Origin of the sequence: Pigmentiphaga daeguensis, from assembly GCF_039523035.1 — a bacterium.
Taxonomy (GTDB): Bacteria; Pseudomonadota; Gammaproteobacteria; order Burkholderiales; family Burkholderiaceae_B; genus Pigmentiphaga; species Pigmentiphaga daeguensis.
Map to the genome: position 1 here is coordinate 1 of NZ_BAAAEN010000039.1, position 24,331 is coordinate 24,331.

Below are 24,331 nucleotides of genomic sequence, written 5' to 3' on the forward strand. Positions count from 1 at the left end.
GGCTTGCTCATGTTCCTCAATCAGGGCTTGCAAAACGGCACGAGCCATGAACAGGGGGTAGCGGCGGGAGTCTATATAATCGTCAGGGATGCGACAGGTAGACAACTCAGCGGTAGGAACAACGGCGTTCCGCGGCGACCAGGCACGGCCTTGTTCGCGCGGGACGCTTTTTTTTGCCTGGAGCGCCGGATGACACAGACCCCCTCGCACGATTCTTCGCCTGCAGCCGCCCCCGATGGGCAACGGCGCAGGCTGCTGACAGCCGGTGCCGCCACGGGCCTCATGAGCCTGGTCGATCCGCTGGTACGCGCCGGCGCCTGGGCGGCGGGCTCGGACGCCCCCGAGAAGGCCGAGGTCAAGATCGGCTTCATCCCGCTGACCGACTGCGCCTCGGTGGTAATGGCGTCGACGCTGGGCCTGGACAAGAAGTACGGCGTGAAGATCACGCCGGTGAAGGAAGCATCGTGGCCCGGCGTGCGGGACAAGCTGGTCAACGGCGAACTGGACCTGGCCCACGTGCTGTACGGCCTGATCTACGGCGTGCAGCTGGGCATAGGCGGCCCGCGTAAGGACATGGCCGTGCTCATGAACCTGAACAACAACGGCCAGGCCATCACCATTTCGAACAAGCTGCGGGACAAGGGCGCCCGCGACGGCGCCTCGCTGGCAAAGCTGATGAAGAGCGAGAAGGCCGAATACACCTTCGCCCAGACCTTCCCCACCGGCACCCACGCGATGTGGATCTATTACTGGCTGGCCACCTACGGCATCAACCCCATGCGCGACGCCAAGGTGATCACGGTGCCCCCGCCGCAGATGGTGGCGAACATGCGGGTGGGCAACATGGATGGCTTCTGCGTGGGCGAGCCCTGGAACGCGCGGGCCATCATCGACAAGATCGGATTCACCGCCACCACCACGCAGGGCATCTGGACCGACCATCCCGAGAAGGTCCTGGGCACGACCGCGGAGTTCGTGCAGCGCTATCCGAATACCGCGCGGGCCGTGACGGCGGCGGTGCTGGAGGCGGGCAAGTTCATCGACGCCTCGGCCTCCAACCGCCGCAAGACGGCCGAGACCATCGCCGCCAAATCCTATGTGAACACCGACATGGACGTGATCCTGGACCGCATGCTGGGCCGCTATTCGGACGGCCTGGGCAAGACCTGGGACGACCCCGACGCGATGAAATTCTTCAACGACGGCGCCGCCAACTTCCCCTATCTGTCGGACGGCATGTGGTTCCTGACGCAGCACAAGCGCTGGGGCCTGCTCAAGAGCCATCCCGACTATCTGGCGACGGCGCGGCAGGTCAATCGCATCGACGTCTACAAGCAGGCCGCGAGCGCGGCCGGGGTCTCGCTGCCCAAGTCGGAGATGCGTTCGTCCAAGCTCGTCGACGGCGTCGTCTGGGACGGTAAGAATCCCGCCGCCTATGCCGACGGCTTCAAGATCAACGCGGCCTGAGCGCCGCCCCGGGAGCCCCGCCATGACCGCCACGGCCCGTACCCTTTCCCCCGGCCCCGCCGCCGCTCCGCCGGTTGCCGAAGTCATCGACCTGCATGCGGCCGCCTCGTCCGTGCCAACCCCGGCCGCGCCGTCCCGCCCGCCCCTGCTCGCCCGCGTCGACTGGCGGGGCGTCTGGGAAACCCTCGTCAAGACGGTGGCGGGCCCCTGCCTGGGCTTCGCGCTGCTGATCCTGGCCTGGCAACTGGTGTCCAACGCCATCCCCGAGATCCCAACCCCGGCCGTGACGGGCAAGGCGGCGCTGGCGCTGTTCTCCGACCCCTTCTACGACAACGGGCCCAACGACCAGGGCATAGGCTGGAACCTGTTGTCGTCGCTGCGGCGCGTGGCCATCGGCTTCGGCCTGGCGGCGCTGGTCGGCATCCCGGCCGGCTTCGTCATCGGCCGCTTCGCCGCGGTCAGCGCGGTGGTCTCGCCCCTGATCAGCCTGCTGCGCCCGGTCTCGCCGCTGGCGTGGCTGCCGCTGGGCCTGCTGCTGTTCAAGGCGGCCAACCTGGCCGCCATCTGGGCCATCTTCATCTGCTCCATCTGGCCGATGATCATCAACACCGCGGTCGGGGTGACGCGCGTGCCGCAGGATTACATGAACGTGGCGCGGGTGCTGAAGCTGTCCGAATGGAAGGTCATGACGCGCGTGCTGTTTCCCGCCGTGCTGCCCTACATGCTGACGGGGGTGAGGCTGTCCATCAGCACGGCCTGGCTGGTGATCGTCGCCGCGGAGATGCTGACCGGCGGCGTGGGCATCGGCTTCTGGCTGTGGGACGAATGGAACAACCTCAAGGTCGAGCACATCGTCATCGCCATCTTCGTGATCGGCATCGTCGGGCTGGTGCTGGAAGTCCTGCTGACGCAACTGGTCAAGCGCTTCACCTACGCCGACTGACACGAACAAGGAATCGCCATGGACAAGTTCCTCAGCATCGAAAACGTGGGCCAGGTCTTCAAAACCCGCAAGGGCAGCTTCGTGGCCCTGCGCGACATCGACCTGACCGTCGCCAAGGGCGAGTTCATCTCGCTGATCGGCCATTCGGGATGCGGCAAGTCGACGCTGCTCAATCTCGTGGCGGGCCTGACGCGCCCGACCTCCGGCGCGCTGATCTGCGCGGGACGCGAAATCGATGGCCCGGGCCCCGAGCGCGCGGTGGTGTTCCAGAACCACTCGCTGCTGCCCTGGCTGAGTTGCTACAAGAACATCCACCTGGGCGTGGAACGGGTGTTCGGCGCCACCGAGAGCAAGGCGCGGCTGCGCGAGCGTACGCTGGCCGCGCTGCAACTGGTGGGCCTGGCCCATGCCGAGCACAAGCTGCCGCACGAGATCTCGGGCGGCATGAAGCAGCGCGTGGGCATCGCCCGCGCGCTGGCGATCGAACCCGACGTGCTGCTGATGGACGAGCCATTCGGCGCGCTGGACGCGCTGACCCGCGCGCACCTGCAGGACGAGCTGCTGGAGATCGTGGCCAAGACGGGCAGCACGGTGATCATGGTCACCCACGACGTGGACGAGGCCGTGCTGTTGTCGGACCGCATCGTGATGCTGACCAACGGCCCGGCCGCCACCATAGGCGAGATCCTGGACGTGCGCCTGCCCCGGCCGCGCAGCCGGGTCGAACTGGCGGACGACGAGCACTACCATGCGTGCCGCACGGCCGTCATCGACTTCCTTTACCGCAAGCAAAGCCACCCCGCGCGCGAGGCGGCCTGACCGTCTTCCCATGCCCCGAGTCCTGCTGGTCAACGACACCGACAAGCCCATCGCCGAACTGCGCGAGGCCTTGCAGCGGGCGGGCTACGAGATCCTGGCCGACGTCGCGCATGCCCGCGCGCTGCTGCACGCCGTCGAGACCCAGCGCCCGGACGTGATCCTGATCGATACCGAATCGCCCACCCGCGACACGCTGGAACAACTGGCGGTCATGAACGCCTCGGCGCCTCGGCCGGTGGTCATGTTCTCGGACGCCGCCGACCAGTCCGTCATCCGGGCCGCGGTGCGCGCGGGTGTCACGACCTACGTGGTCGACGGCATGGCGCCCGGGAAGCTCGTTCCCATCCTCGAGGTGGCCTGTGCCCGCTTCGACGAGGAAGACAAGCTGCGGCGGCGCCTGGCCGAGGTCGAGCAACAGTTGGCCGACCGCAAGGACATCGACCGCGCCAAGGGCTGGCTGATGGACCGGTACGGGCTGGGCGAGTCCGAGGCATTCGAACTGCTGCGCGGCCAGGCCATGAAACAGGGCGTCAGGCTGGGCGACGTCGCGCGGCAGTTGCTGTCGCGGTCGGAGCCGCCATGCCCATGAACGGAGATACCCCGATGTCCTCCTCTCCCCCGGCGCCGCAGGCGGGCCGCGTGATCGCGGGGTCCGATGCGCCCGAAAAACCCCAGTTGCGCGTGGGCTTCATCGCGCTGACCGATTGTGCGCCGCTGGTCATCGCGGTGGCGCGGGGCTACGACCGCAAGTACGGGCTGGAGATCGTCCTGCAACGGCAGCCTTCGTGGGCGGCGGTGCGCGACAGGCTGCTGTCGGGCGACCTGGATGCCTCGCATGCGCTGTATGGACTGGGATACGGCATCCAGCTGGGGTTGGGCGGGCCGCAGCGCGACATGGCCATGCTGATGTCGCTGAACCAGGGCGGCCAGGCCATCACGCTGTCGCGCGCGCTGGCCGCCCGGGCGGCCAGCGGCGCGGCGCTGGCCCGCGTCATCCACGGGTCGCCCGATCGCCTGACCTTCGCCCACACCTTTCCGACCGGCTCCCACGCCATGCTGCTGTACTACTGGCTGGCCGCGCACGGCATCCATCCGCTGCATGACGTACGCAGTACCGTCATCCCGCCACCCCAGATGGCCGAGGCGCTGCGGCGCGGCGACGTGGACGGCTATTGCGTGGGAGAACCCTGGAACGCGCTGGCGCAGAGCGAAGGCAAGGGGCTTACCGTCGCGCTGACGTCCGAGGTCTGGCCCAACCACCCCGAGAAGGTGCTGGCCTGCACGCGCGACTTCGCCGATCGCCATCCGAACACGGCGCGGGCGCTGATCATGGCCTTGCTGGAAGCCTGCCGCTACCTGGACGTCCCCGCCCACAGGGAAGAGGCGGCCTCCTGGCTGGCGCTGCCCGATTTCGTGGACGCGCCGCGCGACGTGATCGCCGCGCGCCTGCTGCCGGAGAAGGCCGCGGACGGCAGCGCGCCCGGCATACGCTTCTTCGCCGACGGCGAGGCCAACTATCCGTATCTGTCGGACGGCATGTGGATGGCCACGCAGTACCGGCGATGGGGCATGCTGCGCGAGGATCCTGACTATCTGCGCATCGCGCAGTCCATCAACCGGCTGGACCTGTACCGCGAGGCGGCCGCGCAGCTGGGCGTGGCGGTACCCGCGTCCACCATGCGTTCCAGCCGGCTCATGGATGGCCGGACCTGGGACGGCGGCCATGCCGCGGGCTACGCGCGCGGCTTCGACATCCGGGCCTGAAGGCGCCGCGCGCGCACGCGGAAACGGGCTCGGCCGCCCCGCCGGGGTGCGCCGTGGGCACGGAACGCACAAGGCCGGTGCATGCGGCCCGGGCGAACCCCGCCTTCCGTCCCGGTCCAGCCCCGCCCATGCAGGGCGCCACCGGGTTTCCGCCCATCCGGCACGCCCCTTGCTTAATCCAGGATGCGGCCGCTCGCGCGGCACGCATTTCCGGGCGCCCGCACCCTGGGCGGCCCGGCCCCGGACAACGGCGTCCCCTCGCAGCCCTGCTGCGGCGGGACGCCGTTGTCGCTTCCGGAACAGTCTGATCGAGTCGAACATGATGAACAGATCGAAACTGGTCGTGGTGGGCAACGGCATGGCGGGCATACGCACGCTGGAAGAGCTGCTGACGCTGGCGCCCGACCGCTACGACATCACGGTCTTCGGCGCCGAGCCGCACCCGAACTACAACCGCATCCTGTTGTCGCCGGTCCTGGCCGGTGAGCAGGACTTCCAGGACATCGTGCTCAATCCCCTGTCCTGGTACGAGGAACACGGCATCGACTTGCGCACCGGCACGCCCGTCGCGCGTATCGACAGGCGCCGCCGCGTGGTGGTGGCCGCCGACGGCACCGAGGCGCCCTATGACCGCCTGCTGCTGGCCACCGGATCCAATCCCTTCATCTTGCCGATACCGGGCAGGGACCTGGACGGCGTCATCACCTACCGCGACATCCAGGACACGCAGAAGATGATCGCGGCGGCCCGCACCCAGCGCCGCGCGGTCGTCATCGGCGGCGGCCTGCTGGGCCTGGAGGCCGCCAACGGGCTGAAGCTGCGCGGCATGGACGTGAGCGTGGTGCACCTGGGCGACTGGCTGCTGGAGCGCCAGCTCGACCGCACCGCCGGCAAGATGCTGGAGGCCTCGCTGGCCGATCGCGGGCTGGACTTCCTGCTGGGCCGCTCGACCAGCGAGATCCTGGGCGACGACGCCGGCCGCGTGCGCGGCGTGCGCTTCAAGGACGGCTCGGAGATCGAGACCGACCTGGTGGTGATGGCCGTGGGCATCCGGCCCAACACCGCCCTGGCCGAGGCGGCCGGCCTGCACTGCCGCAACGGCGTCGTCGTCAACGACGTGCTGCAGACCTTCGATCCGCGCATCTACGCCGTGGGCGAATGCGTGAACCACCGCGGCACGGCGTATGGCCTGGTGGCGCCGCTGTTCGAGATGGCCAAGGTGGCGGCCAATCACCTGGCCGAGCTGGGCTATGGCGCGTACAAGGGCTCGGTGCTGTCGACCAAGCTCAAGGTCACGGGCATAGACCTGTTCTCGGCCGGCGACTTCACCGGCGGCGCCGACACCGAGGACATCGTGCTGTCCGATCCGGCCGGCGGCGTCTACAAGCGGCTGATCATCAAGGACGGCAAGCTGGTCGGCGCCTGCCTGTACGGCGACACCGTGGACGGCGCGTGGTACTTCAAGCTGCTGCGCGAGGGCCGTGCCATCGGCGAACTGCGCGACCGGCTGATGTTCGGCGAATCGAGCGTGGGCGACGCCGGCGTGCAGGGGCAGAGCCGCGCGGCGGCCATGCAGGACGCCGACGAGGTGTGCGGCTGCAACGGCGTCTGCAAGGGCACCATCGTGCGCGCCATCCAGGACCAGGGCCTGTTCACCGTGGACGACGTCAAGAAGCACACCAAGGCCGCGAGTTCCTGCGGCTCGTGCACCGGCCTGGTGGAACAGATCCTGATGAACACGCTGGGTTCCAATTTCCAGGAAGCGCCCAAGACCAAGGCGGTATGCGGCTGTACCGACCACAGCCACGCCGCGCTGCGCCAGGCCATACGCGAGCACCGGCTGCTGAGCCACGCCCAGGTCTACGAGTTCATGGACTGGCGCACCCCCAACGGCTGCAGCACCTGCCGGCCCGCGATCAACTACTACCTGATCTCGACCTGGCCCCACGAGGCGGTGGACGATCCGCAAAGCCGCTTCATCAACGAGCGCGCGCACGCCAACATCCAGAAGGACGGCACGTTCTCGGTGGTGCCGCAGATGAAGGGCGGCGTGACCAATCCCGACGAACTGCGCCGCATCGCCGACGTGGCCGACAAATACGCCATCCCCATGGTCAAGGTCACGGGCGGGCAGCGCATCGACCTGCTGGGCGTGAAGAAGGAAGACCTGGTGTCCGTCTGGCGCGACCTGGGCATGAACTCCGGCCATGCCTACGGCAAGTCCATCCGCACCGTGAAGACCTGCGTGGGCATGGAGTTCTGCCGCTTCGGCACGCAGGACAGCACGCGGATGGGCATCGAGCTCGAGACCATGCTGGCCAACATGTGGAGCCCGCACAAGGTCAAGCTGGCGGTGTCGGGCTGCCCGCGCAACTGCGCCGAATCGGGCATCAAGGACGTGGGCGTGATCGCCGTCGACAGCGGCTGGGAGATCTACGTGGGCGGCAACGGCGGCATCAAGACCGAGGTGGCGCAGTTCCTGGCCAAGGTGCGGACGCCGGAAGAGGTCAAGGAATATGCCGGCGCCTTCCTGCAGCTGTATCGCGAGGAAGCCTGGTACCTGGACCGGACCGTGCACTACATCGAGCGCGTGGGCCTGGACTACGTCAAGCGCCGGATCGTCGAGGACGCCGCCGGCCGCCGCGCGCTGCACGAACGCCTGCTGCATGCCTTGCAGGGTCTGCGCGACCCCTGGGCCGAACGGGTGGACGGCAAGGCCGCCCGCGAATACATCCCCCTGAAACTGGTCTCGGAGGAAATCGCATGATGAGCGCCCACGACGCACACCCCTGGATACGCCTGTGCCGGGTCGACGACATCCCGCGCCTGGGCAGCCGCGTCGTCGAGCGCGCGGAGGGCAACCTGGCGGTGTTCCGCACCGCCCAGGACAAGGTCTTCGCGCTGCTGGACCGGTGTCCCCACAAGGCCGGGCCGCTGTCGCAAGGCATCGTGCACGGCGAATCGGTGACCTGCCCGCTGCACGGCTGGCAGCTCGGGCTGGAGGACGGCCGCGCCCGGGCGCCCGACGAGGGATGCGCGCGCCGCTTCCCCGTGCGCGTGGACGAAGGCGTGGTCTACCTGGGCCTGGACTGAAGGCGGGAGGACGTCATGGGCGAGCCACGAACCACCGCGTCGACCTGCTGCTACTGCGGCGTGGGTTGCGGTGTCCTGATCGACAGCGAGGATGGCCGCATCACGGGCGTGCGCGGCGATCCCGACCACCCCGCCAATGCCGGCAGGCTGTGCTCCAAGGGCCTGTCGCTGGCGCAGACCGCCCAAAGCGATGCCGGCCGCGCGCTGCGCCCGGCGTGGCGGCCGCGGCGCGAAGCGCCGCTCGCGCCGGTGGACTGGGACACCGCGCTGGACCACGTGGCCGCCCGGCTGGCCGACGTCGTGCGCCGGCACGGCCCCGACGCGGTGGCCTTCTACGTGTCCGGGCAGTTGCTGACCGAGGACTACTACGTCTTCAACAAGCTGGCCAAGGGCCTGGTCGGCACCAACAACATCGACACCAATTCCCGCCTGTGCATGTCCAGCGCAGTGACCGGCTACAAGCTGTCGCTGGGCGCCGACGGACCGCCCACCTGCTACGAGGACCTGGACCACGCGGACACGGTGCTGATCGCCGGCAGCAACATGGCCTACGCCCATCCGGTGCTGTACCGCCGGCTGGAAGCCGCGCGCGAGGCTCGGCCCGGCACGCGCTGGATCGTCGTGGACCCGCGGCGCACCGACACCGCGGCGATGGCGGACCTGCACCTGCCCATCCAGCCGGGTACCGACGTCGCGCTGTTCAACGGCATGCTGCACCACCTGATCTGGGAAGGCTGGCTGGATCCGGACCACATCGCCGGCAGTACCGAGGGCTTCGACGCCGTCAAGCGCATGGTGCGCGACACGCCCCCGTCGGTGGCCGCGGCGCTGTGCGGCATACGCGAGCGCGACCTGTGCCAGGCGGCCGAATGGTTCGCCCGCAGCCCCGCCACGCTGTCGCTGTACTGCATGGGCCTGAACCAGTCCAGCCATGGCACGGACAAGAACCTGGCGCTGATCAACCTGCACCTGGCCACCGGCCAGATCGGCCGCGCCGGCGCCGGCCCCTTTTCGCTGACGGGCCAGCCCAACGCCATGGGCGGCCGCGAAGTGGGCGGCATGGCGACCATGCTGGCCGCCCACCGGGACATCGCCAGCCAGACGGACCGCGCCGAGGTGGCCGCGTTCTGGGGCGTGGATGCCGTGTCCGACCGGCCGGGGCTGGCCGCCGTCGACATGTTCCAGGCCCTGGAGACCGGCAAGGTCAAGGCGATATGGATAGCCTGCACCAACCCCGCCCATTCCCTGCCGGATCTCGCGGCCGTGCGGCGCGCGCTGCGCCGGGCCGAGTTGGTGGTGGTGCAGGAAGCCTATGCCGACACCGACACGGTGGCCTACGCCGACGTATTGCTGCCCGCATCGAGCTGGGGCGAGAAGGACGGCACCGTCACCAACTCGGAACGCCGCATCTCGCGCGTGCGGCCCGCCGTGGCGCCGCCCGGCCAGGCGCGCGCCGACTGGCGCATCGTGGCCGAGGTCGGGCGGCGCATGCAGGCCCTGCTGCGTCCGGGCACGCCGGACCTGTTCCCCTACCGGACGCCGCGCGAGATATTCGACGAACACCGGGCGCTGACCCGCGGGCGCGACCTGGACATCGGCGGACTGGACTACGAGTTGCTCGAGACACGCGGCCCCCAGCAATGGCCCTTCCCCGCCGGCCAGGCCACCGGCCTGGCGCGCCGCTACGCCGACGGCCGCTACGCCACCGCATCCGGCCGCGCGCGCTTCCAGCCCGTGCCCTATCGCCCCGTGGCGGTGGCGACCAGCGCGCGCCATCCTTTCCACCTGACCACGGGCCGGCTGCGCGACCAGTGGCACGGCATGAGCCGCACCGGCCGCATCGCCCAGGCCTTCTCGCACGCGCCGGACCCCACCCTGGACATGCACCCGGCCGACGCATCCCGGCGCGGGCTGGCCGACGGCGACCTGGTGCGCGTGGCCAGCCGCGACGGTGCCATGGTGCTGCCGCTGCGGCTGACGGAGGACGTGCCGCCCGGCAGTCTGTTCGCGGCCATGCACTGGAACGCGCAGTTCCTGAACAGCGGCGGCATCAACGAGGTCTGCAATGCGGCCGTGGACGACAAGTCCTTCCAGCCCGAGCTCAAGCACAGCGCGGTCCGGGTCGAGAAGGCGGAGCTGGGATGGCGGATCCGTGCGGCGATCGCGGCCACGGACCAGGAAGACACGCAACGCCTGCGCGCCGCGCTGCGTCCCCTGCTGGCGCCCTGTGGCTACGCCGCGCTGGGCCTGCGCGGCGACGCCTCGCGCTCCGTGCTGACCCTGACCGCCGCGATGGCGGCTCCCGATGAAGCCTGGCTGGACGCGCTGGCCGTCGCGCTGGACATGGGCGCGAGCCCCGACGTCCTGGAATACCTCGACCGCGGCCAGGGCGTACGCAAATGCGCGCGCTGGGAGGCGGGACGGCTGCGCGCCTTCCTGCTGGCCGGCGACGCCGGCCATGCCGAACCGCTGATCGAACGCCTGCTGTCCGCCGAGCCGTGGAGCGGCTCGCGCCTGCGCGTCTTCACGCCCGAAGGCGGCGCCCCCGCGCGGGACCGCACGGTCTGCCAATGCAAGGGCGTGCCCGAATCGGCCATCGCCGCCGCCATCGCGCGCGGGGCCGACGTCGCGGCGCTGAAAGCCACCTTGGGGTGCGGGACCGTGTGCGGGTCCTGCGTTCCGGAACTGTCCCGCCTGTGCGGGGCCTCGCGGATGTCGGCATGACGCCGCCTCGACAAGGACGATGACATGAAGCCAGGACGAGTGATTCTGATGGGCGCCGGCCCGGGCGACCCGGACCTGCTGACACGCAAGGCGGTCCGCGCCCTGCTGTCGGCGGACGTGCTGCTGCTGGACGAACTGGTGCCGCCCGACATCGCCGAACTCGCTCCCCGGGCGCGGGTGCTGCGGGTGGGCAAGCGCGGCGGCTGCCGTTCCACGCCCCAGCCCTTCATCCAGCGGCTGATGCGCCGCTACGCGCTGCAAGGCAGGACCGTGGTGCGCGTCAAGGGTGGCGAAGCCTTGATGTTCGGACGCGCGGGCGAAGAAATCGCCTTCCTGGAAGCCGCCGGCATCGAAGTGGAGCTGATCAATGGCATCAGCGCCGGCATGGCGGCCGCCGCGGCGCTGGGCATCTCGCTCACCCACCGGAATCACTGCCACGGGGTCAGCTTCGTCACCGCCCATACCCAGGACGGCGCGCAGCCGGACTGGCAGGCGCTGGCGCGCAGCCGCACCACGCTGGTCATCTACATGGGCATGCAGCGTATCGAGCAAGTGCAGGCCGGCCTGCTGGCGCACCTGCCCGCCTCCACCCCGGCCGCGGTGGTGCAGTGGGCCTCGACACCGCGCGAAACAAGGCTGGCGACCCGGCTGGGCCAGCTGGCGGACGATGCGCGCGGGGCGGGGCTGGGCAGCCCCGCGATCATCCTCGTGGGAGACGCGATCGGCCTGGCCCGCGCGCATGCCGCGCCGGCCATGCGCCACAGCGCCTGACCGGACATCGCCGCAGCGTCAGCGGCGGCGCCCCGCCATCCATGCCAGGGTGTCCTCGGTCCGGCCCGTGGGCACGTACTCGGCGCCGACGAAGCCGTCGTAGGGCAGCTCGTCCAGCGCGGCGAACACGTTGGGGAAATGGATTTCGCCGGTCCCCGGCTCGTGGCGCCCCGGCGTGTCGGCGAACTGGATGTGGCCGATGCGCGCACAGTGGGTGCGCAGGCTGCGGATCAGGTCGCCCTCCATGATCTGCATATGGTAGAGGTCGTACTGGATGCGCAGGTTGGGATGCCCCGCGCGATCGATGACGTCGAGCGCGGCCCGCGTGGTGTCGATCAGGTAGCGTGGACGGTCCACGGTATTGACCGCCTCGGTCACCACGCCCATGCCCAGGTCGCCCAGGACCTGGGCGGCGTGGGCCAGGTTGCCGGCCAGCGTATCCAGGCAGCGCTCGCGATCGTGCTCGGGCCCGGGGCAACCCGCCAACACGTTGACGTTGCGGGGCCGCAGCACCTGCGCAACCTTGGCGGCCTGCGCCACCGCCTCGCGAAAGGCGGCCTCCCTTCCCGGCACCGCCGCCAGGCCCTGTCCGCCCGCCATCAGATCGCCCGCCGGCACGTTGCACAGCGCCAGCTCGACCCCCGCCGCGTGAAGCGCGTCGCGCCACCGCGCGGCCTCGTGGTCGTAGGGAAACTGGACCTCGACGGCGTCGAAGCCGGCCCGGCGGGCGGCCGCCGGCCGCTCCAGTTCGGGCACCTCGAGGAAGAGCATGGACAGGTTGGCCGAGAATCGGATCATGGCGGGAATCAGGACAGGTTCGAGACGGAAGCGCGCACGGTTCAGGACTCCTCGGGAAAGCCGCGCAGGAAGAACCGGCGGGCGCGCCCCAGCAGGAAGTTCAGCACCAGGCCAAGCAGCGAGATCGCGACCAGCGCGACGAACATGTCGACGGTGATGAAGCTGCGCGAGGCGATCACGAGCTGGTGGCCGAGGCCGTCGGTGGACGTAATCATCTCCGCCAGGAACACCACCACGCAGGAAATGACCAGGCCGATGCGGCAGCCGGTCAGGATGGACGGCATGGCCGCCGGCAGGACGATGGAAGTCACGATGCGCGAGCGCGGCGTGCCGGCGGCCAGCGCCGACCAGATCAGCTTGGGTTCCACCGAGCGCGCGCCATGCAGCGTGGCGAGCAGGATGGGAAAGGCGGCGTCGGCCACGACCAGCGCGATCTTGGACGAATGGTCGAAACCCAGCAGCAGGATGAAGGCGGGATAGAGCGCCACCTTGGGGATGGGGCCCAGCACCCTGACCACGGGCACCACGACCGCGGCGCCCACCTTGGACCGGGCGGCCGCCATGCCCAGGCCGACGCCCAGCACCAGCGCGATGAAGAAGCCCACGAACAGACGGAACAGGGTGATGCCGACATCGGACAGGAAAACCGGCGAAGCCAGTTGCTCGAGCAGCCTCATGACCACCGCGTACAGGCTGGGCAACTGGTTCTCGGTGACCCGACCCGACATCGCCAGCCCCTGCCATGCGGCCAGGATCAGCACGATGGGCAGCGCGCCGATGAACGGAGAGATGCGGCGGACCGTCTTCATAGCGCCCCCATGGCGGCATCGGACTGCCGGTCGGCCCAGCGGGTCAGCCGCGCGCGCACCGCCTCGAAACACATGTCGAGCACGATGCCCAGGACGCCGATGACGATGATCATGGCGTACACGGTCTCGTACTGGGCCATGTCCATGGCATTGAACAGGATGTTGCCCGCGCCGGTCTGGCGCGCGATCATTTCGCTGGTGATCATGGTGATCAGGCCCATCACGATGCCGGTCCGGCAGCCGGTCAGGATCTCCGGCAGCGCGGCCGGCAGCACGATCCGGAACATGCGCTGCGCGCCGTTCATGCCCATGGCCGCGGCGGACCACAGCATCTTCTCCTCGACCGCGCGCGCCCCCTGGTAGCTGTGGTACAGCAGCGGCAGGCTGACGCCCAGGAACACCACCAGGATCTTCGAGGCATCGCCCACGCCCAGCCACAGCATGATGAGCGGCATCAGCGCGGCCTTGGGAATGGGATAGACCACCATCAGGAGCGGATTCATCAGCGTCTCGACCACCGGCGAACGGCCCATCAGGAGCCCGATGGGACCGGCCACCATCAGCGCCAGGACGAAGCCGATCAGCATGCGCCGCAGCGAATCCAGGATGTCGAAGGTCGCCTGCGGGTCGGCGAAGATGCGCGGCAGTTCGCTCAGCGCCTGCGCGGCCGTCGGCAGGCCCGGGTTGTCGTACAGGCGCGCCGCCAGTTCCCATGCCGCCAGCAGCCCCAGGCACACCAGCAGCGCGGAAACGCCCGGCGCTCGCAGCAGCTTCTTCACGCCGCTTCCTCCTGCTCGGGCTGGTTGTCGATCATCGCCTCGATGTCGATGACGTATTGCTGGTAGCGGGGGTTGAGCAGCAGCTCGGCGCGCACGCGCGGCCGGGGCAGGTCGATGGTGACGATTTCCTTGATGCGCCCGGGCGACTTGGTCAGCACCACGACCCGGTCGGACAGGTAGACCGCCTCTTCCACGCTGTGGGTGACGAACAGCACGCTCTTGCGGTCGCGCTCCCAAATCTTGAGCAGGTCGTTCTGCAGGCGGTTGCGGGTATGCGCGTCCAGCGCGCCGAACGGTTCGTCCATCAGCAGGACGGCGGGGTTGTAGGCCAGCGTGCGGGCGATGGCCACCCGCTGCTTCATGCCGCCCGACAATTGCTTGGCATAGAAATTCTCGTAGCCCGACAGGCCCACCATGGACAGCAGCTCGCGCGCCCGCTCCTCGGCCGGCGCCCGGGCCACGCCCTGCTGGCGCAGGCCGTAGGCCACGTTGCCCAGCACCGTCTTCCATGGATAGAGCGCGAACTCCTGGAACACCGGTCCGCGGTCCGGGCCGGGACCGGTGACCGGTCGGCCGTCGATCTCGACCGACCCCGAACTCTGCTTGACGAATCCGCCCACGATGTACAGCAGCGTGGACTTGCCGCAACCCGAGGGGCCGAGGATGGAGATGAACTCGCCGTCGCGAAGGTCCAGGGAAATGTCCGACAGCGCGACATGCCGCTCGCCCTTGCCGACGGCGAAGACCTGGGAAACGTGCTTGATGGCAATCATGGAGAAGTTCCAGAGCGCGGCCCCGCCCGTGCGGGACCTGTCCTTGCATCGCGCCGGGGCGCTACTTGATCGGGGCGTGGATGTCGCCGTTCCTGAACGAGGCCACGTCCACCTTTTGCGACATCAGGCCCGCCTGCGTGAAGCTGTCGAGCAGGCTCTGGATGGCCGGGAAGTTGGGGGCCATGCCGGGATCGCGGGCGAAGTCGTTGCCCTTGAGCAGGTAGGTATCCAGCACCGATACCGGCGCCTTGGTCACCTCGGACACGACCTTCAGCGTCTCGGGACGATTGGCCAGCACCTTGCCCATCGCGGTGGTCAGGTCACGGATGTAGGCCTTCACCAGCTCGGGGTTCTGGTCCACGAAATCCTTGCGGCACGCTTCCAGGATGTGCACGAAATTGGGCTGCTGGTCGGCCACCGAGAACAGCTTGCGCAGGCCGCCCTTGGCCTCGGCGCGCGCGGCGAAAGGCTGGTTCAGCACGCCGGCGTCCACGCGGCCCGAACGGATGGCATCCTCGGACGGCGCAAAACCGGTCTCGATCATCTTCACGTCGGTCTTGGGGTCGAGGCCGTTCTTCTCCAGCATCTGCACCAGCGGCGCGTAGACGCCGGCGCCCAGCACCGACACGCCGATGCGCTTGCCCTTGAGGTCCTTGACGGACTTGATGGGCGAATCGTCCTTGACGGCCCAGTACACCGAGAAGCTGGTGGGCGTCTCGAACACGTGCTGGGCGATGATCGAGGTCTGCACCTTGGCCTCGATCAGGCCCTGCCCCACGGACAGCGGCGTCTGCGTGCCGCAGTCCACCGCCTTGGCGGCGAAGGCCTGCATGACGGGCGAGGTGCCCTGGAACTGCACCCACTCGATCTTGTATTTCGAGCCCAGTTGCGGGAACTCGGCGGGGCGCTTCATCATCCAGTACTTGGCCTCCTCGGCCGGAATCAGCCAGCCCACGCGGATCACCTGCTGGGCGGCGGCGGGTACGGACCATGCGGCGATGAGGCCGGTCAGGGCAAGCGCTGCGATTTTCTTCATGAATGACTCCTGGCAGGTTGACGATCGGATTTCAATTCCACGATGCTTGGGGGGTCAGCGGCTTTCGCTCAGCTTGTAGATTTCGAGCGCTTCGGACTCGGGGCCCCGCGTCGCGTTGACCAGCCGGAACATCTGCGAGGCGACGGCGGTCATCGGCACCGGCGTACCGGTCTGGCGGGCCAGTTCGACCACGCTGTCCAGGTCCTTGAGCATGGTGTAGGTGTGGCCGATGGGGGGATTGTGGATACCCTGCGCCATGCGCGGCAGGAACAGCTGCAGCGGCTTGGAGTCGGCGAACCCGCCGGCCAGGGCCTGCGGCAGCAGCATCGGATCGATGCCCGAGTTCGCCGCCAGCCGGGTGGCCTCGGCCAGGATGGCCATGGTGCCGCCGACGATGATCTGGTTGCACAGCTTGGTCGTCTGCCCCGCCCCCAGCGGCCCCATCAGTGTGAAGCGCTGGGCCATGTGCGCCACGTAGGGCTGCACGCGATCGTAGTCTTCCTGGCTGCCGCCGGCCATGATGGCCAGCGATCCTTCCTCGGCGCCCTTGGTCCCGCCCGACACCGGCGCATCCATCCAGCGCATGCCGTTGGCGGCAGCCAGGCGGGCCGCGATGTCACGCGTGGCGGCCGGCGTGATGGACGAGAAATCGACCACCACCTTGCCCCGGCCGGGCACGAACGCGAGCCCGTTCGCGCCGAACACCACGTCCTCGACCGCGGCGGCGTCGGTCAGGCACATGAACACGATGTCGGCCTCGCGTGCCACCTCGGCGGGACTGGCCGCCACGCGCGCGCCGGCCGCCCGGGCCGGTTCGGCCTTGGCCGCCGACCGGTTCCAGACGGCAAGTTCGCAACCCGCCGCCCGCAACCGCAGCGACATGGGCAGGCCCATCAGGCCCATGCCCAGATATCCCAATCGTGCCGTGCTACTCATGATGCTTCCTTTGTCTCGAAGGCGGTGGCGTTCAAACGGAGGGGGCCGCCGGCTCGGGCCACTGCGCGCCCCCGGCATGGGTGACGGCGCCGGTATCGGCCTGCCCCACGGTCCTGGCGTACTTGGACAGCAGCCCTGCCTTGTGATTGGGCGGCGGCGGTTGCCAGGCGGCACGGCGGCGCGCCAGCTCGGCATCGTCCACCAGCAGTTCCAGGGTGCGCGCGTCGCCGTCGATGCGGATGCGGTCGCCGTCGCGCACCAGCGCCAGGGGGCCGCCCGCGGCCGCCTCGGGCGCGATGTGGCCCACGCAGATGCCGCGCGTGGCGCCCGAGAACCGGCCGTCGGTCAACAGGGCCACCTTCTCGCCCATCTGCTGGCCGTAGATCAGCGCCGTCACGCCCAGCATCTCGCGCATGCCGGGGCCGCCGGCCGGGCCCTCGTAGCGGATGATGAGCACGTCGCCCTCGGCGTAGCGCCGCTGGCTGACGGCCTCGGCGCAGGCATCCTCGCCGTCGAACACACGGGCGGGACCTTCATGCACGCGCTTGGCCAGGCCCGCGACCTTCAGCAGCGCGCCGCTGGGCGCGAGGTTGCCCTTGAGCACCGCCAGGCCGCCGTCGACCAGGATGGGCTGATCGGCCCGGCGCACGACCTTCTCGTCGGGCTCCGGCGCCGCGCCATGCTCCTCGGCCAGCGTGCGGCCGGTCACGGTGACGCAGCTGCCGTCGATGTGCCCGCTGCGTATCAGTTCGCGTATCAACACCGACACGCCGCCGATGTCGTAGACGTCCTTGGCCACGTACTTGCCGCCCGGCCGCAGATCGCCGATCAGCGGCGTGCGCGCGAACACCGCCGCCACGTCGTCCACGTCGAAGGCGATGCCGGCCTCGTTGGCGATGGCGGGAATGTGCAGCGCCGCGTTGGTCGAGCCGCCGGTGGCCGCCACCAGCGCACAGGCGTTCTCCAGCGCCTTGCGCGTGACGATGTCGCGCGGCAGCGGGCCGCCGTTCTCGATCAGCTTCATCACGATCTGGCCGGCGCGCCGAGCGATGTCCAGGCGCTCGGAGTACACGCCCGGCACCATGGCCGAATTCGGCACGGTCAGCCCCAGCGCCTCGGCCACCATGGCCATGGTGTTGGCGGTGAACTGGCCGGCGCAGGCGCCGATGGTGGGCTTGCAGGCGCGCTCGAGCATCATGACCTTCTCTTCGGTCATCTTGCCCGTCTGCGCCGCGCCCACCGCTTCATAGGCATCCAGCACCGTGATGTCGCGCCCTTCGAAACGGCCCGGCAGCGCGCTGCCGCCGTAGACGAACACGCCCGGCACGTTGCAGCGGACCAGGCCCATCATCGCACCAGGCAGGGTCTTGTCGCAGCCGCCGAACGCCACCAGCCCGTCGTGCGCATGGCCGTGCACCACGGCCTCGATGGAATCGGCGATCAGCTCCCGGCTGACCAGCGAGAACTTCATGCCCTCGTGGTTCATGCCTATGCCGTCGGACACCGAGATGGTGGAGAACTCCCGCGGCGTGCCGCCGGCCGAGGCGACCCCCATGCGCGCGGCCTCGACCTGCGGCGCGTGGGTCATGTTGCAAGGGCTCAGGTCGCCGCGCATGCTGACGATGCCCACCATGGGCTTGGCGATGTCCTCGTCGTCCAGGCCCGTGGCGCGCATGAAGGCGCGGTGCGGCGTCCGGTCCAGTCCCTCGCGGGTGATGTCGGATCTCAGGCGCTTGGTCTTCATTCTCTTCTACTCCGGATTCTGGGTCTTCGTTGCCGGCCTTATCGGCTCATGGCATCGGGCACGGCGCTGAGCCGGTCGAACACCCAGCTCACGTCGGTCTCGATGAATTTTCGGGCCTGCGCATAGTCGCCCGCGCGCATGGCCGCCACCGCGGACTCGTGCAGGCGATCGGCGGCGATGGTGTCGGTGTGCAGGAACTCGCGCGTGGCGCGCAGGTAGGCGCCCGACTGCAGCCAGAGGCTGTCGATCATGGCAAGCATGACGGGCGACTGCGCGGCCTGGTAGATGGTGTAGTGGAAGATGCGGTTCTTCTCCAGGCTGTCGGCCAGCCCTACGCGCGAACGGCGCGCCACCGTGATCTCGGCGGCCAGTTGTTCCAGGTCGTCCAGCTGGCGGGCGGTCAGCCGCGGTCCCGCCCATTCGGTGACCGTGCCCTCGATCAGCACGCGCGAACGCCGGATGTCGTCCAGCCGCTCGGGCGTGATCAGCGGCACGCGCACGGTGCCGCTGCGCATCGGTTCCAGCCCTTGCTGCGCCACCAGTTGGCGCAGCGCTTCCCGCACCGGCATGGTGCTGGTTTCCAGCGCGTTGGCCAGGTCCTGGATGCCCAGCAGCTGGCCGGCGGGATATTCGCCGTGCATCAGCTTGTTGCGCAGGGTCTGGTAGACCGCGTCGGACACCGAGGACCGAACGACGGGTTTGATTTCGCCCAGGGCAGGGAGCATGGCGGCCATCCTAGACGCAGTAGAAATCGATCATGGTGGGAATGACGTCGTTCATCAGCACGATCTTCTTGGCGGCGATGCGCCAGCCCTCGCCTTCCGGCCGCAGCAGGTGCTCGTAGCGGCCGAAGAAGGTGTGCTGGTCGCGGTGCTTGACGTTGTAGACATGGCAGGTCCAGGCCGACTCGACCCGCACCCGGCCTTCGCCGGCCGCCGTCGCCACGCATCCCGTCACGGCGTGACAGGTACGGGGCAAGGGAGTGGACGCGACCGACAGCCCGGACCGCACCCGCCAGACCCGGTCTTCCAGGCCCGCGCGCGCGGCGCAATACATCAACGACAACTCGCTGTCCGGCGATACCGACAGGCGATGTTCGTCGGTCCAGGCCGGCAGCCAGAAACTCGCGTCCTCGGCATACAGCGCCAGCCAGTCGTCCCAGCGCTGCGCGTCCAGGTGGGCGGCCTCCTGGAACACGACGGCCTGCGCATCGGCCTGCACTTCCAGCGCCAGCCTGCTCATTTCAACTTCCTCGACCAGTTGCGGTACAGCGCGTGGAACACGGTCTCGTCGCTCATCTCGAACGGCCCCGAGATCGACGTATCGGGCGCGATGTCCAGTTCCGCCGCATGGGCGTCGGCGCCCCGTACCACCCGCCCCATGCCGCGCGCATAGCCTTGCTGCCATTCGATCTCGCCGCTTTCGAAGCCGCGCTGGCAGTCCTCGAAGGTGACCGTGTCGTCCGGCGTGGCCAGCCCGCTGGGGTTGAAGAAATCCTCGTACTGGCGCAGGCGCTGGCGCCGCTGCTCGGCATCCTCGCCCACCGGGGCCAGGCAATAAGAGGTGATCTCGGTCAGGTCCACCGCCAGCGGGCGGATCACGCGCATCTGCAGGGCCGCGTTGGAAGCCAGCTGCAGGTTGGGAAAGATGTTGCACTGGCGCGTGCGCAGCATCCATTCGGCGCGCGTATCGCCCACGCGCGCACGCAGTTCCGGCAGGCGCGCATACAAGGGGTGGTTCTCCACCGGCGAGGTGGTCCATACCAGCGCGTGCCCGTTGGGAAAGCCGAAGGATCCCATCATTTCCTCGCGCTTCTTGCCGCCGGCCTGCCAGATCGCCGCCTCGACGTCGGTGCGCCCCGCCATCCCCGAGCGCCGGTCCAGCAGCCGCAGGTAGGACGGATGCGTGGACGTGAAATGGTAGGCGTCGGTGGAATTCTCCAGCTGCAGCTTCCAGTTGGCGCGATAGGTATAGGTGACCGCGCCGGGAACGATTTCCAGGCCGGCCTCGCTCTGGTCGACCGCCATGTCGATGAAGCGCCGGATGTCGCCCAGGTGTGTCTCGAGCGGCAGCACCTCGGCCGCCAGGCTGGCGAACAGGAAGCCGCGGTATTCCGCGAAGCGGGCCACCGGCTGGAGGTCGTGGCTGTCGTCGTCGAAGGCGGCGGGATAGTCGCCCTGGGCCCTGCCCTTGACGCCCAGGTTGCGCCCGTCGCTGCCATAGGCCCAGCCGTGGTAGTGGCAGACATGAGTGCGGCGATTGCCGCGCCGCTGGTGGAAGACCAGGGCGCCCTTGTGACGACAGGAATTGTGGAAACAGCGCAGCCTGCCGTCCTGGCCGCGCATGACGACCAGCGGCTGCCGGCCGATGCTGGTCGTGAGGTAGTCCTGCGGGTTGGGCACCTGGGAAGCATGGGCGACGAACACCCAGCCGCCATGGAAAAAGCGGTCCATTTCCCGGGCGTAGACATCCTGGCGACGGAAAACGTCGCGATGGACGCGGAATACGCCGTCCGCCGGCCGGTCGTCGATGAGCTGGGCGATGTCTGCCGGCATGGATTCCCCGAGGCGCGCCAGAATTCGATATCGGATATTCGATCTTTGATCAAATCCTAGCAAGCGGGTGACCACGATGACCAGGGGGTTTACCCGTGCCGCGCCACCGCGCGCACCCCGGCGTAAACTGCGCCCACTCTTGCGAAACCGACGACATGAAGAAGATCGCCGCGCTACTGGCCCTGGCCGCCTTCGCACTCTGGGCCGGCAACACCTCGCTGTTCCACGCCCCCCGCGACGGTCACCCGCTCCCCCTGGCGCATCGCGGCGTGCACCAGACCTATGCCGTGCAGGACCTGGACGCCGATACCTGCACCGCGGCCCGGATCCGGCCGCCCGTGCACGGCTACATGGAAAACACGCTCGCCTCGATGCGTGCCGCCTTCGAGGCCGGCGCCCGGACGGTCGAACTGGACGTGCACCTGACCCCGGACGGGAAGTTCGCGGTCTTTCACGACTGGACGCTGGACTGCCGCACGAACGGCCACGGCGTCACCCAGGACACGCCCATGACGGTGTTGCGGACCCTGGACGTCGGCCATGGCTATACCGCCGACGACGGCAGGACCTGGCCGCTGCGAGGCCGCGGCGTGGGCCAGATGCCCACGCTGGACGAGGTGCTGGACGCCTTCCCCGGCGGCCGCTTCCTGGTCAATTTCAAGAGCCGGCGGGAAGAGGAAGGCCGGGCCCTGGCGGAAATGCTCGCGGCCCATCCCGCGTGGCGCGAGGCGGTCATGGGCGTCTACGGCGGCGCCGAGCCCACGCGCGCCAGCATCGCGCGCGTGCCGGGGCTGCGTGGCTACGATCGCGCATCCACGCTGTCCTGCCTGCTGCGCTACGAACTCCAGGGCTGGAGTGGCATCGTGCCCGAGGCATGCCGCAATACGCTGGTGATCGTGCCGGTCAACTACGCCTGGGCATTGTGGGGCTGGCCCTATCGTTTCGCCGCACGCATGCGCGAGGCGGGCAGCGAGGTCATCGTGATGGGCGCCTACTCGGGCGGGGGCTTCAGTTCGGGCATCGACACGCCGGCCGACCTGGCGCAGGTGCCGGCCCGCTTTCCCGGCCATGTCTGGACCAATCGGATAGAAACGATGGGCGGCCCTATCCGGGCGCATTGAACCGGCCAGGGTATGCTAGGGCATGCCCGCCACCGCTTCCGACCACGCCCGCTGCTTCATCGCCCTCGGTCCCGACGACGACACGCGCGCCCGCCTGGCCGCGCTGGGCGCATGTCTGCCGCCGGCGCGCCTGCTGCCCGCCGACCTGCATCTGACCATCGCTTTCCTGGGCAGCCTGACGCCCGATCACGAGCACCGGCTACAGGCGGCCCTCGCTCCCCTGGCGCGCGCCCTGCCCGTGCTGGACGGCGAGTCTTTGGAACTCTGGCCGCAGCCCGCCCGGCCCCGCGTGGCGGTAGCCAGTTTCTCATTGCCCGCGCCCCTGCGCCGGCTGGTCGAGGACACGCGGGCCATTGTGCGCGGCATGGGTTTGCCGGTGGAAAGCCGCCCCTTCCGCCCGCACGTGACGCTGGCGCGCTTCAAGGCGGGCCAGTCCATGCCGGACCTGCCAAGGCCCATGCCGGCGGTTCCGCCGGCACGCTTCGGCACCCTGGGGCTGTATGCCTCGGCGCCGGCCGGATCGGAGCGGCGCTACGCCGCGCTGTTCCGCTTCGACCTGGCCTGACGCCCGCCTCAGGCCTGCGCGCTGGGCAGGGGCGAGCTTTCCGACAGGCGGATCATCTCCACCGCCAGCGCGGCCACGAGGCGATCCCGCTGGCCTCGGGCCGACGGTTCGTTCCACAGGTCCTCGACCTCGTGCGGGTCGGCTTCCAGGTCGTAGAACTCGCACACCGCCGGGTCGTCCGACAGCGTCAGCCGGTAGCGGCCGTCGAACAGCGTACGCACCTTGAAGCGGCGGGGCCGCCCGAACGCGTATTGCAAAGGCTCGCTTTCGACCACGATGCCGGCGCGTTCGGGGACCGACGCGGCCTCGCCGCGGATGGCCGGCAGCAGGTTCGCGCCCTGGATGCCGTTGAAGGGCGCCAGGCCCGCGCGCGCCAGGATGGTCTGCGCGATGTCTATCGTGCCCGCCACGTCGTCCACCACCGCGCCGCGCCTGGGTCCGGGCAGTTGCGGGTCGTGCCAGATGAACGGGACCTGGGTCACGCTGCGATAGTGCATGACGCCCTTGAGCGCGATGCCGTGGTCGCCCATCATCTCGCCGTGGTCGGAGGTAAAGATGACCACGGTGTCCTCGCGCAGTCCCAGCTCGTCCAGCTTGGCCAGCACCCGGCCGACGGAATCGTCCACCAGGCTGATCGAGCCGTAGGTCAGCGCGGTCACCTCGCGGCACTCGCGCTCGTTCAGGGCGAACGGCACGTAGGCCTCGCGCGAGGCGCCCGCGCGAGTGCGCTCGTGCACGGCCCGCAGCAGCGCCGGCATGTTCTCCTGGTGAAAGGACGGCGGCAGCGGAATGCCGGCCGGGTCGTACATGTCCCAGTACTTGCCGGGAGGCGTGAACGGGTGGTGCGGATCGGGAAACGAGCACTGGATGAAGAACGGCGCGTCATCGTCCCGCCGCGCGTGCCGGGCCAGCCACTCGCAGGTCTGCTCGGCCACGTAGATCGAGGGATACAGTTCCACCGGCATGCGCGTGCGCCAGGCCTGCGGCGAATCGTAGCGGTCGTCGGGAATGGCGTTCTCGCGGCCGCGCAGGCTGTCCGGATCGGGATGCCGCTCGGCCAGCCAGCGCGCGTAGTCGCCTTGCACGCGGTCGCCGTGCAAGGTGCACAGGCGCACGTCGTCGAAGCCGTAGAACGGCGTCTGTACATGGAAGGACGGATCGGCCTTCCAGTACGGCGTCCACTCGTTGTCGTACTCGCGGCCGCGACGGTGATGCCGGTGCGCATCCTTCATCGCCTCGGAAGGCGGCGTGCCGCCGTTCAGGTTTTCCCAGCCGCGGATGGGCGGATTGTTGTAGCCGAAGTTCTGCAGGTGCGACTTGCCGATCAGCGCCGTGGCGTAGCCCGCGTCGCGCAGCAGCTCGACGAAGGTGACGTCCTCGCGCGACAGCGGGATGCCGTTGTGCAGCACACCGTGCAGCGAGGGCATGCGTCCGGTCATCAGCGTAGCCCGGTTGGACATGCAGGTGGGGCTGGCCACGTAGAACTGCGAGGCCCGCACCCCGTCGCGCGCCAGTGCGTCCAGGTGCGGCGTGCGCAGGATGGGATTGCCGTAGCAGCCCAGGTGATCGGCCCGCTGCTGGTCGGTCATGACCAGCAGGATGTTGGGCCGCTTGGAAGCGCGTGGATCCATGCG

At 69.2% G+C, this 24,331-nt stretch carries 22 protein-coding genes; 11 read left to right on the forward strand and 11 right to left on the reverse strand.

What is annotated here, in order from left to right; all coding sequences use genetic code 11:
- Positions 1–189: 189 nt before the first annotated feature.
- The 9 genes from ABD104_RS28245 (at position 190) to cobA (ending at position 11,581) form a co-directional block, all read left to right on the forward strand.
- The gene (locus tag ABD104_RS28245; protein WP_343928688.1) at positions 190–1,467 is read left to right on the forward strand and encodes a CmpA/NrtA family ABC transporter substrate-binding protein; all 1,278 of its coding nucleotides are present in this window, start codon (positions 190–192) and stop codon (positions 1,465–1,467) included.
- Complete coding sequence (gene ntrB / locus ABD104_RS28250) at positions 1,436–2,410, forward strand: nitrate ABC transporter permease (RefSeq protein ID WP_243724678.1); 975 nt, start codon at positions 1,436–1,438, stop codon at positions 2,408–2,410. Before ABD104_RS28245 ends, ntrB begins: the two co-directional genes overlap by 32 nt.
- Positions 2,411–2,428: 18 nt before the next feature.
- Positions 2,429–3,229: an ABC transporter ATP-binding protein gene (locus tag ABD104_RS28255; protein ID WP_132980621.1), complete on the forward strand. Its 801-nt coding sequence runs from the start codon at positions 2,429–2,431 to the stop codon at positions 3,227–3,229.
- A gap of 10 nt (positions 3,230–3,239) precedes the next feature.
- The gene (locus tag ABD104_RS28260; RefSeq protein ID WP_087838542.1) at positions 3,240–3,818 is read left to right on the forward strand and encodes an ANTAR domain-containing response regulator; all 579 of its coding nucleotides are present in this window, start codon (positions 3,240–3,242) and stop codon (positions 3,816–3,818) included.
- A gap of 14 nt (positions 3,819–3,832) precedes the next feature.
- The gene (locus ABD104_RS28265; RefSeq protein WP_279815917.1) at positions 3,833–4,993 is read left to right on the forward strand and encodes a CmpA/NrtA family ABC transporter substrate-binding protein; all 1,161 of its coding nucleotides are present in this window, start codon (positions 3,833–3,835) and stop codon (positions 4,991–4,993) included.
- 322 nt (positions 4,994–5,315) lie between these two features.
- Positions 5,316–7,760 carry a nitrite reductase large subunit NirB gene (nirB, locus tag ABD104_RS28270; RefSeq protein ID WP_087838742.1) on the forward strand — a complete coding sequence of 815 codons (2,445 nt, stop codon included), beginning with the start codon at positions 5,316–5,318 and terminating at the stop codon, positions 7,758–7,760.
- Positions 7,757–8,086 carry a nitrite reductase small subunit NirD gene (nirD, locus tag ABD104_RS28275; RefSeq protein WP_087838544.1) on the forward strand — a complete coding sequence of 110 codons (330 nt, stop codon included), beginning with the start codon at positions 7,757–7,759 and terminating at the stop codon, positions 8,084–8,086. The genes nirB and nirD overlap by 4 nt, the downstream gene beginning before the upstream one ends.
- Before the next feature lie 15 nt (positions 8,087–8,101).
- Positions 8,102–10,810 (forward strand): nitrate reductase, encoded by a 2,709-nt coding sequence (locus tag ABD104_RS28280; protein ID WP_343928689.1) that lies wholly within the window; start codon positions 8,102–8,104, stop codon positions 10,808–10,810.
- Between the two features lie 24 nt (positions 10,811–10,834).
- A complete protein-coding gene (gene cobA, locus ABD104_RS28285; RefSeq protein WP_338616520.1) occupies positions 10,835–11,581 on the forward strand; it encodes a uroporphyrinogen-III C-methyltransferase in 747 nt (248 codons plus the stop codon).
- An 18-nt stretch (positions 11,582–11,599) separates the two neighbouring features.
- Here the strand turns inward: cobA and ABD104_RS28290 are convergent, their stop codons facing one another.
- The 10 genes from ABD104_RS28290 to ABD104_RS28335 all read right to left on the reverse strand — a co-directional run bounded on the left by ABD104_RS28290 (position 11,600) and on the right by ABD104_RS28335 (position 21,011).
- Positions 11,600–12,379 carry a hydroxypyruvate isomerase family protein gene (locus ABD104_RS28290; RefSeq protein WP_087838547.1) on the reverse strand — a complete coding sequence of 260 codons (780 nt, stop codon included), beginning with the start codon at positions 12,377–12,379 and terminating at the stop codon, positions 11,600–11,602.
- A 41-nt stretch (positions 12,380–12,420) separates the two neighbouring features.
- Positions 12,421–13,188, reverse strand: coding sequence for an ABC transporter permease (locus ABD104_RS28295; protein WP_338616521.1), 768 nt, complete (start codon positions 13,186–13,188; stop codon positions 12,421–12,423).
- Positions 13,185–13,967 carry an ABC transporter permease gene (locus ABD104_RS28300; protein WP_343928690.1) on the reverse strand — a complete coding sequence of 261 codons (783 nt, stop codon included), beginning with the start codon at positions 13,965–13,967 and terminating at the stop codon, positions 13,185–13,187. Before ABD104_RS28300 ends, ABD104_RS28295 begins: the two co-directional genes overlap by 4 nt.
- A complete protein-coding gene (locus tag ABD104_RS28305) occupies positions 13,964–14,740 on the reverse strand; it encodes an ABC transporter ATP-binding protein (RefSeq protein WP_343928691.1) in 777 nt (258 codons plus the stop codon). Before ABD104_RS28305 ends, ABD104_RS28300 begins: the two co-directional genes overlap by 4 nt.
- A gap of 61 nt (positions 14,741–14,801) precedes the next feature.
- Positions 14,802–15,776: an ABC transporter substrate-binding protein gene (locus ABD104_RS28310; protein WP_087838551.1), complete on the reverse strand. Its 975-nt coding sequence runs from the start codon at positions 15,774–15,776 to the stop codon at positions 14,802–14,804.
- Between the two features lie 54 nt (positions 15,777–15,830).
- Complete coding sequence (locus tag ABD104_RS28315) at positions 15,831–16,712, reverse strand: NAD(P)-dependent oxidoreductase (RefSeq protein ID WP_279815906.1); 882 nt, start codon at positions 16,710–16,712, stop codon at positions 15,831–15,833.
- Between the two features lie 31 nt (positions 16,713–16,743).
- The gene (gene ilvD / locus ABD104_RS28320) at positions 16,744–18,456 is read right to left on the reverse strand and encodes a dihydroxy-acid dehydratase (protein ID WP_087838553.1); all 1,713 of its coding nucleotides are present in this window, start codon (positions 18,454–18,456) and stop codon (positions 16,744–16,746) included.
- Between the two features lie 38 nt (positions 18,457–18,494).
- Positions 18,495–19,181, reverse strand: a complete 687-nt coding sequence (locus ABD104_RS28325; protein ID WP_338616529.1) for a GntR family transcriptional regulator — start codon at positions 19,179–19,181, stop codon at positions 18,495–18,497.
- Positions 19,182–19,191: 10 nt separating this feature from the next.
- On the reverse strand, positions 19,192–19,698 hold the full coding sequence (locus tag ABD104_RS28330; RefSeq protein ID WP_087838555.1) for an aromatic-ring-hydroxylating dioxygenase subunit beta: 507 nt from the start codon (positions 19,696–19,698) through the stop codon (positions 19,192–19,194).
- The gene (locus ABD104_RS28335; protein ID WP_338616530.1) at positions 19,695–21,011 is read right to left on the reverse strand and encodes an aromatic ring-hydroxylating oxygenase subunit alpha; all 1,317 of its coding nucleotides are present in this window, start codon (positions 21,009–21,011) and stop codon (positions 19,695–19,697) included. Before ABD104_RS28335 ends, ABD104_RS28330 begins: the two co-directional genes overlap by 4 nt.
- Positions 21,012–21,166: 155 nt before the next feature.
- Here ABD104_RS28335 and ABD104_RS28340 point away from each other — a divergent pair, with 155 nt between their 5' ends.
- Positions 21,167–22,132 (forward strand): glycerophosphodiester phosphodiesterase family protein, encoded by a 966-nt coding sequence (locus tag ABD104_RS28340; protein ID WP_279815900.1) that lies wholly within the window; start codon positions 21,167–21,169, stop codon positions 22,130–22,132.
- Between the two features lie 22 nt (positions 22,133–22,154).
- On the forward strand, positions 22,155–22,697 hold the full coding sequence (thpR, locus tag ABD104_RS28345; RefSeq protein ID WP_343928692.1) for an RNA 2',3'-cyclic phosphodiesterase: 543 nt from the start codon (positions 22,155–22,157) through the stop codon (positions 22,695–22,697).
- Positions 22,698–22,705: 8 nt separating this feature from the next.
- Here thpR and ABD104_RS28350 read toward each other — a convergent pair whose 3' ends face one another.
- Complete coding sequence (locus tag ABD104_RS28350; protein WP_343928693.1) at positions 22,706–24,328, reverse strand: sulfatase family protein; 1,623 nt, start codon at positions 24,326–24,328, stop codon at positions 22,706–22,708.
- Positions 24,329–24,331: the final 3 nt, after the last annotated feature.

Coding starts and splice junctions, on each gene's coding strand:
- ABD104_RS28245 (WP_343928688.1), top strand. CDS start 190: ATGACACAGACCCCCTCGCACGATTCTTCGCCTGCAGCCGCCCCCGAT.
- ntrB (WP_243724678.1), top strand. CDS start 1,436: ATGCCGACGGCTTCAAGATCAACGCGGCCTGAGCGCCGCCCCGGGAGC.
- ABD104_RS28255 (WP_132980621.1), top strand. CDS start 2,429: ATGGACAAGTTCCTCAGCATCGAAAACGTGGGCCAGGTCTTCAAAACC.
- ABD104_RS28260 (WP_087838542.1), top strand. CDS start 3,240: ATGCCCCGAGTCCTGCTGGTCAACGACACCGACAAGCCCATCGCCGAA.
- ABD104_RS28265 (WP_279815917.1), top strand. CDS start 3,833: ATGTCCTCCTCTCCCCCGGCGCCGCAGGCGGGCCGCGTGATCGCGGGG.
- nirB (WP_087838742.1), top strand. CDS start 5,316: ATGAACAGATCGAAACTGGTCGTGGTGGGCAACGGCATGGCGGGCATA.
- nirD (WP_087838544.1), top strand. CDS start 7,757: ATGATGAGCGCCCACGACGCACACCCCTGGATACGCCTGTGCCGGGTC.
- ABD104_RS28280 (WP_343928689.1), top strand. CDS start 8,102: ATGGGCGAGCCACGAACCACCGCGTCGACCTGCTGCTACTGCGGCGTG.
- cobA (WP_338616520.1), top strand. CDS start 10,835: ATGAAGCCAGGACGAGTGATTCTGATGGGCGCCGGCCCGGGCGACCCG.
- ABD104_RS28290 (WP_087838547.1), bottom strand. CDS start 12,379: ATGATCCGATTCTCGGCCAACCTGTCCATGCTCTTCCTCGAGGTGCCC.
- ABD104_RS28295 (WP_338616521.1), bottom strand. CDS start 13,188: ATGAAGACGGTCCGCCGCATCTCTCCGTTCATCGGCGCGCTGCCCATC.
- ABD104_RS28305 (WP_343928691.1), bottom strand. CDS start 14,740: ATGATTGCCATCAAGCACGTTTCCCAGGTCTTCGCCGTCGGCAAGGGC.
- ABD104_RS28310 (WP_087838551.1), bottom strand. CDS start 15,776: ATGAAGAAAATCGCAGCGCTTGCCCTGACCGGCCTCATCGCCGCATGG.
- ABD104_RS28315 (WP_279815906.1), bottom strand. CDS start 16,712: ATGAGTAGCACGGCACGATTGGGATATCTGGGCATGGGCCTGATGGGC.
- ilvD (WP_087838553.1), bottom strand. CDS start 18,456: ATGAAGACCAAGCGCCTGAGATCCGACATCACCCGCGAGGGACTGGAC.
- ABD104_RS28325 (WP_338616529.1), bottom strand. CDS start 19,181: ATGCTCCCTGCCCTGGGCGAAATCAAACCCGTCGTTCGGTCCTCGGTG.
- ABD104_RS28330 (WP_087838555.1), bottom strand. CDS start 19,698: ATGAGCAGGCTGGCGCTGGAAGTGCAGGCCGATGCGCAGGCCGTCGTG.
- ABD104_RS28335 (WP_338616530.1), bottom strand. CDS start 21,011: ATGCCGGCAGACATCGCCCAGCTCATCGACGACCGGCCGGCGGACGGC.
- ABD104_RS28340 (WP_279815900.1), top strand. CDS start 21,167: ATGAAGAAGATCGCCGCGCTACTGGCCCTGGCCGCCTTCGCACTCTGG.
- thpR (WP_343928692.1), top strand. CDS start 22,155: ATGCCCGCCACCGCTTCCGACCACGCCCGCTGCTTCATCGCCCTCGGT.
- ABD104_RS28350 (WP_343928693.1), bottom strand. CDS start 24,328: ATGGATCCACGCGCTTCCAAGCGGCCCAACATCCTGCTGGTCATGACC.